We start from the raw sequence: 7015 nt of genomic DNA, 5'->3' as shown, positions 1-7015 counted from the left end.
AGGTAGAGCCGGGCGTTGTCGATGGCCACGGCGGCCCGGGAGGCAAGCTCGTCACCGAGCGTGATGTCGGCCTCGGCGAAGGACTCCCGCTCGCCGCGCCGGGAGTAGACGATCATGCCGAGCGTGGTGCCGCGCGCCACCAGCGGGGTGATCCGCACCGAACGCGGACGGTCACCGAGGAACGCCTGCCGGCGGCTCTCGGTGATCGCGTCGCTCAGCGGCGGCAGTTCCCAGGACGGCACCACCACTGTCCGCCCGGTGGCCAGCGCCCGGGCGTAGGGGGAGTCCGGGGTCACCTCGTACACGGTGTCGACCGGCAGTGCCTCGGCCGGGTACAGCGGATCGGAGGTGGCCAGGGCCAGCCGGCGCACGTGCTGCGGCGCGGACGGGTCCAGCGGCTCGACGTTCCGGCCGGCCGCCAGCGCCTCCAGGGCGAAGACGCCGCTGATGTCGGCCACCTTGGGCACCATGGCGTCGGCCAGCTCCCGGGCGGTCTGCCGCAGGTCCAGCGTGGTGCCGATGGAGGCGGTGGCCTCGACCAGCAGGGCGAGCCGCTCCTGCGCGCGGGCGGCGCGGGCGTCGGCCCGGAAGCGCTCGGTGATGTCGATGATGGTCGAACTCACGCCGAGCACCCGGCCGCCCGGCTCCTCCAGCCGGAAGTAGGAGGCGGACCAGGCGTGGTCGTGGGTCGGGTCGCCCGGGGTGCGGCCGTGCGAGCGGGCGTCCAGCACCGGTTCGCCGGTCTCCAGCACCCGGCGCATCACGGCCTCGCTCTCGGCGCCGTTGATCCCGGGCAGCAGCTCGGTCAACCGGTGCCCGAGGTGCCGCGCGACCGGCAGCCCGTTGACCCGGGCCAGCGCCTCGTTGATCCGCACGAAGGCGAGCTGGGCGTCGTAGACGGCCATCCCGACCGGGGACTGCGAGAAGAAGCCGTCCAGCACCGCCAGGTCCGCCTGGATCCGGCGCAGCGTGGTCACGTCCGAGGCCACCGCGAGCACCAGCGGGCTGCCGGCCGGACCGGCGATCGGATGGGTGCGGAACTCCAGGTTGACGTGGTGCCCGTCCCGGTGGCGCACCGGGAACACCCCGGACCAGCCGCGGCCGTCCAGGATCTTCTGGAACAGCTCCAGCACGTCCGGCCGCTGCTCCTCCGAGGCCAGCAACTGCGCGGCCCGCGCGCCGATCGCCTCCTCCGGGGAGTAGCCGAGCAGGGCCTCGGCATCACTGCTCCAGTGCAGGATCCGGCCGTCGGCCTCGATCAGCGCGGTGGCGATCGGCACCATCAGCAGCGCGTCGGGCCCCTCGGCCGGTTCCGGGCGCACCCCACCCCCGGACGGCACCCGCCCGGGCCCGTCGGCCCCGCGCTCACGACGCTCGTTCACCATGCTCGGTCACCATGGCCAGCACCGCCCGGAGATCGTCCCCATCAGCCCTGCCATCCTCCCACGCCCCCCACCACCCCCGCACGACACACCCGCCCCGCCCGGCGGTCACCCGCCGCACGGGCGGCCGGACGGCCGAACGCCGACAGGCGCCCGACCTCGCCGCCGTCGTCACCACCAGCGCCTTCACCGAGCCCGCCACCGCATTCTGCGTTCAGACCGGCATCCGCACGACCGACCACCGCGCCCTCGCCCGGTGGGCCGAAGGCACCGGTGGACCCCCCTGGCACCGAGACACCGCCCATCCGACGGCGTCCGGCCCGGCAGAACCCCATGCGACCTTTCAGCAGGCGTGGTTCCGGCGACGGGTCGCCCTAAACGCGGACCTGTTCGCGGGCCTGGGTGTCGGAGACGAGCCGGGCCAAGGATGCGCGGGTTTCCGACAGCGCGGAGATCCGGTCGTCCAGACCGGCGAGATGTTCCTGGAGGGTCTCCAGCCTGCATCCGGCGACCGTGCCGTCCTGGCGAATGCACGGCTGCAGGTCGCGGATGACGCGGGTCGGCAGGCCGGCATCCAGCAGCGCGCGAATGCGCCGGACCACGACGGGGGCGTTGTCGTCGTAGCGGCGGTGGCCGCTGTCGAGGCGGTAGGACTCCAGGAGGCCCTGCTCCTCGTAGTAGCGCAACAGCCGGACGGAGGTGCCCGTTGTGGCGGCGAGCTCACCGATCTTCATGTGGCGCCCCTCACAACCCCTTGAACCTCACATCGATGTGAGATCTTAGCGTGAGGGCATGACGAACACAGAACGCCCCATAGCCCTCTACGGTTTCCTGCGCCCCAGGCCGGAGCGCGCGGACGAGGTCCGGCGCATTCTCTCCTCCTTCGTGGAACCCACCCGGCGCGAACCCGGCAACATGCAGTACCACCTCCACGAGCACGAGGACGGCCGCTTCTTCCTGTACGAGGTGTGGCGCTCCCAGGCAGACCTGGACCGGCACAACGCGACACCCCCGCTGCGCGCCTTCCTTCAGGATCTGTCGACCTTCCTGGAGGAAGACCCGGAAGGCTACTTCGACACCATGCTCAGCCCGTACCCCGGGGCAGAACCGGTTCTCGCCTGACTTGAGACAGATGCCACGGCGGCTGGTCGTTCTCCCCGCACAGGCGGGGAGTGCCCCTCTGTGGTTGGTCAAGCGGTTCGAGGCTGTTCCTCGGCTGTTCGTGGCCGGCACAGGAGGCGAGGTGGGCGGCGGTCGGGAACGCACTCGCGGCGCCGCCGTCGATCAGGGCCCGTGCGGGCCCGTGTTCAGCGGGCGGACCAGATCGGGCAGTCGGCCGTGTGGCGGGTCAGCATCACCACGGTCCCGCCGTCCGTGATCTGCCGGTCGCGCGAGACCGTGCAGCACGCCACCGGTACCGAAGGCATCGCCCGGGCGGTTGCGGGAGCCTCGTCCCGCTCCGGCACCGCGGTACGCGGCCACGCGGGCTCCACGACCGTCGGCACGGACCGACGAAGGGAGGTCCGGCGGCCGACCTGCCCGACGGGCACTCCGAGAGCTCGGGCACGGGCGTGAAGACGGCGGCGGTCACGGCGTTCGGACATGGTCATACCCTGCACCCTCCCACCCCCTCCGCACCAGCGGCCGGGCGGACGCCTTCGGATCGCCCCACCAACAAGGGGCACCCGAACCGGCCCACCCGCCCGCGCTCCCGCCCACCACCTGGCACCGCAACCGCCCCAGCCGTACCCGACCCCGATACAGCTGGGCTTCCCCTCCGGAACCCCGGTCCGCACCGTCGGGCAGGGATGACGCCATGAGCCGCTACTCCCTGACTCCTCAACAGCTTCGCCAGGTAACCGGGCCCGGCCGGGAGCTATAAAAAAACGAGAGCTATAAAAAAAGATGACAAAGCCGCCCTGCGGAGCACTCTCCGAGCCACCGGTTACGGCCTCCGTCCCACAGACGGAGGCCGTGTCGACGGACAGGCCGGAGTGGCTCCGCCCGGAGGTCCGGGGGAGACCGGGGCTGCTTGCAGGGGATCCTGTCGTGCTGCGCGCGGGGATCCAGCTCGGACCGGCCTGCTGCGTGATCGCCTGTCGATGCATCCGAGCCGGGTTGGCTCGCTACTGGCCCGGGAAGGTGGCGCGGGTGGTCTGGAGGGTGCGGAGGAGGCGGACGGCGGGGGTGTCGACGGAGCGGCGGGTGTTGGCGAGGACGATGACGCCGACCTGGCGCTCGGGGTCGAAGGCGATGAAGGAGCGGTAGCCGCCTGTGCCGCCGTTGTGCCAGATCTGGAGGTGGCCGCCCTGGCGGGCGTGGAGGCGGTGGCCGAGCCAGCCGAGGTGCATCCAGGCGACCGGGTTGACCCGGTGCCGGACCTCGCGGGTGAGGGCGATCGCGGGGCCGAGTGGTGCGTCCCCGGCGTCGCCGGCCAGTTGGGCCTGGAGGAGGACCGCCAGGTCGGCCGCGGTGGAGTGGAGGCCGCCCGCGCCGGCGAGGTCGGCGAGGTGCCAGGCCGGGACCGGCCGTCCGCCGGGGGTGTGTCCGGGGGCGAGGCGGGCCGTCCGCTCCGGGTCGGGCTCCAGGACGGTGTCCTTCAGCCCGAGCGGTTCGCAGACCTCCCGCCGGACGAGTTCCCCGTAGCCGACGCCGGCCCGGTGGGCGAGGGCGAGGCCGAGGAGCCCGGCGCCGAGGTTGGAGTAGCGGAAGCTGCGGCCGGGGGCGGCCCGGAGCCTGGTCCGGCCGAGGCCGGTCAGCAGGGACTCGGTGGTGCAGTGCGCGTACGGGTCGGGCTTGTTGGGGCTGAGGAGGGAGGACAGCAGCATGCCGGCGGGCAGCCTCGGCAGGCCGGAGGTGTGGGTGGCGAGGTGCCGCAGGGCGAGCGGCTCAGGGCCCTTGGCCGGGACGGTGGCGCCGGCCGGGAGGGCGTCGGCGAGCACCTCGGCGAGCGGGTCGTCGAGGGTGACGGTGCCCGCCAGGGTCAGCCGGGCGAGCGCGAGCGAGGTGAAGACCTTGGTCACCGAGCCGATCTCGAAGAGGGTGTCGGGGCCGGGGGGACCGCCGGCGGCCCCGGGGCCGGTGCGTCCGGCGCCGCGGATCTCCACCGTGCCGCGGGCGAGGCCGGCGACCACCGCGCCGACCTGTTGGCCGGCGAGGCGGTCGGCGGTCTGCTGGACGAGGCTGCCAAGATCGTTCATGAGTACGAGCCTAGGAGGGGCGGGAGGGCGGCGGCGTCCACCGCGGCGACGATTTCGGCACCCGCCGGTCGTCCCCGGGAGGTACGGCGCCGCCGTCCCGCCGGTCCGTCAGCAGCTCAGGTTGTTGCCGGGGACGGTGCCGAGCAGCTGGGTGAAGCGCTGGTAGGCGTTGATCCGGCTCTGCACCTGCGCGGGGTTGCCGCCGTTGCACTCCAGCGAGCCGTTGATGCTGCGGATCGTCTCGCCGAAGCCCGCGCCGTTGACCATGGCGTTGTGGGGGGTCATGGTGCCGGGCCCGTTCTGGGTGTTCCAGTACCAGAGCGCGGTCTTCCAGGCCACGGCCGGGTCGGTCTGCACCAGGTTGGGGTTGTGCAGCAGGTCGATGCGGAGGGCGTCGCCGGCGGCCTTGTAGTTGAAGTTCCAGCTCAGCTGGATCGGCCCGCGCCCGTAGTAGGCGGCCTGGCCGGCCGGGCAGCCGTAGGGCTGGGAAGTGTCGCAGTAGTGCGGGTAGTTGGCGGTGTTCTGCTCCACCACGTAGACCAGTGCGCCGGTTTCGTGGTTGACGTTGGCGAGGAAGGCCGCGGCCTCCTGCTTGCGGACGGTGTCGGTGCCGGTGGCGGCGAACGCGGGGTACGCGGAGAGGGCGTCGATCAGGCCCTGGTAGGTGTAGAAGGGGTTCCGGTTCGGGAACATCTGGTTGAACTGCGCCTGGCTGACCGGGAATCCGCCCGGGTTCACGGTGCCCGTGGGGGTGGGCGTACCGGTCGGGTTCGGGCCGGTGCCGCAGCCGCCCTGGTCGGACCAGACGCCCGAACCGCCGGTGCTCGGCGGCTCGTTCTGGGTCCACCACTTGGCGAGCCAGTTGTGGCCGTTGTACGAGACGGCGGCCCCGCCGGTGTAGACGGCGGAGGAGTTCCAGGGCGTCGCGCAGACGGCGGCGCTGGCGTTGGCGGCGGGCAGCAGCAGGATCACCGCGAGCGCCGTGAGGACGGCGGACAGCAGTGCGAGCAGGCGTTTCGTGGACACTTGATCACCCCTTGTGCGGTGGGGGCCGCACGGTCGTGGAGGACGGGACGTCGGGGCAGGGGAGCCGGGCCCCGCGGTGGGGGGCACGTCGTGGGGGACGGGCCGACCGGGGTGCGGGCCGGGTGCGGGGCTGTTCCAGACTCAAGCGGAGTGGTCTATACCTGTCAAGGGGGTCGGGGCGAATCGCCCGGAACGGGGTGGCGGCGGAAGGCCCGACGGGCGCCCCTCGCGCCGCCGGGCGGCCCGTCCGGGCCCGGCCGCCGGGTCTGGGAGGATGTCCGGGTGGATCAGACCCCCGACGCCGCCGCCCGGTCGGGCCCCGGCGCACCGATCAGGTCGGGCATCCCGGAGCACGGCCGGGTGCCCAAGTACTACGCCGTCAAGGGCCGGCTGGAGGCGCTGCTCGACGAGCTCGGCGAGGGGGGCGTGCTGCCGACCGAGCGCGAGCTCGCCGCCCGCTTCGGGGTGGCCCGGGAGACCCTCCGCCAGGCCCTGCGCGAGCTGCTGATCCAGGGCCGGGTCCGGCGCCGGGGCCGCAGCACGGTGGTGGCCGGCCCCAAGCTGGAGCAGCCGCTCTCGCTGGCCAGCTACACCGAGGGCGTGCGGCGCCAGGGCCGGGTGCCGGGCCGCACCCTGATCGGGCTCGAACGGCTGGGCGCCGACCCCCAGTTGGCCGGGCAGTTGGGGATCGGCCCCGGCGATCCGGTCTGGCACCTGGAGCGGGTGCTGCTCGCGGACGGTGAGCGGGTGGGTCTGGAGAGCACCTATCTGGCGGTCGGGCGGGTGCCGGGGCTGGAGGAGGAGTTCGACCCCGGGTCCTCGCTGTACGCGTACCTCGGCGAGAAGGTGGGCATCTCCTTCGGCGCCGCCGACGAGCGGATCGAGACCGTGCTGGCGACCCCGCGCGAGGCGCTGCTGATCGGCACCCCGCCCGCGCTCCCGATGCTGCTGCTGCACCGCCTGACCAGGGATTCCGCCGACCGGCCGGTGGAGCGGGTCCGCTCGCTCTATCGGGGCGACCGCTTCAGTTTCACCACCAGGCTCGAGGCGGACTGAGCTCCTCCGACTCCCTCGGTGGGCCGTCCATGATCACGAGAAGATAACGGGTCTGGACCGAATTCGGGCGTTGTTCACACCCGGGTCGGAAACCCGGCGACCCCCGGCCATCCGCTGCTCCGACCGTAGTCACCGCCCCGTTCCGCGCCATGACGACGCATCAGGAGGACGACGTGACCCCCCCGGATCCCCGCCGCGCAGCAGACCCCCGCCACCCCGCAGACCCACGCCACCGGGCCCGCCCCCGCCGCCTCGGGCCTGTCCCGCCGGGGCCTGCTCCTCGGCACCGCCGCGGCCCTCGCCGCCGGCCCGCTGGCCGCCACCGCCGCCCACGCCGCCACCGCCGCCCGC

6 protein-coding genes are annotated in these 7015 nt (G+C 73.3%); 2 read left to right on the top strand and 4 right to left on the bottom strand.

The annotated features are described in order from the left end of the window. Window positions 1–1385 (bottom strand): PAS domain-containing protein (locus VR45_RS22895; RefSeq protein WP_159394313.1); only part of this gene is annotated, 1385 nt, incomplete at its 3' end. Between the two features lie 371 nt (window positions 1386–1756). Next, a complete protein-coding gene (locus VR45_RS22890; protein ID WP_045941689.1) occupies window positions 1757–2116 on the bottom strand; it encodes a MerR family transcriptional regulator in 360 nt (119 codons plus the stop codon). A 58-nt stretch (window positions 2117–2174) separates the two neighbouring features. Here VR45_RS22890 and VR45_RS22885 point away from each other — a divergent pair, with 58 nt between their 5' ends. Then, window positions 2175–2504, top strand: coding sequence for a putative quinol monooxygenase (locus tag VR45_RS22885; RefSeq protein ID WP_045941688.1), 330 nt, complete (start codon window positions 2175–2177; stop codon window positions 2502–2504). A gap of 1004 nt (window positions 2505–3508) precedes the next feature. On the opposite strand, the gene VR45_RS22875 is transcribed toward VR45_RS22885, so the two are convergent. Together VR45_RS22875 and VR45_RS22870 are read right to left on the bottom strand one after the other, a co-directional pair. Continuing rightward, window positions 3509–4582 carry a serine hydrolase domain-containing protein gene (locus VR45_RS22875; protein WP_052709299.1) on the bottom strand — a complete coding sequence of 358 codons (1074 nt, stop codon included), beginning with the start codon at window positions 4580–4582 and terminating at the stop codon, window positions 3509–3511. A 108-nt stretch (window positions 4583–4690) separates the two neighbouring features. Further along, a complete protein-coding gene (locus VR45_RS22870; RefSeq protein WP_045941686.1) occupies window positions 4691–5608 on the bottom strand; it encodes a glycoside hydrolase family 19 protein in 918 nt (305 codons plus the stop codon). Between the two features lie 282 nt (window positions 5609–5890). On the opposite strand from VR45_RS22870, the gene VR45_RS22865 reads away from it, so the two are divergent. Beyond that, the gene (locus tag VR45_RS22865) at window positions 5891–6664 is read left to right on the top strand and encodes a GntR family transcriptional regulator (protein ID WP_045941685.1); all 774 of its coding nucleotides are present in this window, start codon (window positions 5891–5893) and stop codon (window positions 6662–6664) included. Window positions 6665–7015 lie beyond the last annotated feature (351 nt).

The organism is Streptomyces sp. NRRL S-495, from assembly GCF_000966955.1.
GTDB lineage: Bacteria > Actinomycetota > Actinomycetes > Streptomycetales > Streptomycetaceae > Kitasatospora > Kitasatospora purpeofusca.
This window is presented reverse-complemented; position numbering and strand designations above follow the sequence as displayed.